Origin of the sequence: Mycobacterium angelicum (assembly GCF_002086155.1) — a bacterium.
Taxonomy (GTDB): Bacteria; Actinomycetota; Actinomycetes; order Mycobacteriales; family Mycobacteriaceae; genus Mycobacterium; species Mycobacterium angelicum.
In genome coordinates this window covers 1-368 of the sequence record NZ_MVHE01000341.1, presented here as the reverse complement: position 1 = coordinate 368, position 368 = coordinate 1, and the positions used below count along the sequence as shown (strand labels likewise).

1 protein-coding gene is annotated in these 368 nt (G+C 79.3%); it reads right to left on the bottom strand.

The features are described 5' to 3' along the window. Positions 1-368: hypothetical protein (locus BST12_RS31755; protein ID WP_211281437.1), on the bottom strand; the 368-nt coding region annotated here is incomplete at both ends.

The following is a 368-nucleotide window of genomic DNA, read 5'->3' as shown; positions in this document are numbered from 1 at the left end:
CCACCACTGCCACCAGCCCCGGCGCCACCGCCCTTACCGCCCGTGCCCCCGGTCCCCGCGCCGCTGCCGGTATCCGGTGTCCCGGTCCCGCCAGCGCCACCCGTTCCGCCTTGGCCTCCGGTTCCGCCTTGGCCGCCGTTGCCGTTGGTACCGCCAATCCCGGCGTTCCCGCCAGCCCCACCCTGGCCGCCGGTACCGCCGGCCGTTGCGTCCCCGCCGGCTGCACCGGTGTTCCCGGTGGCCGGCGTGCCAGCCAAGCCGGCCCCACCCTGACCACCTTGCCCGCCGGTGCCGCCGGTGCCGGCGTTGCCGGTGGCGCCGCCCTGGCCTGCCGCACCCGCACCGCCACCAGCTGCCCCGCCGCCGCC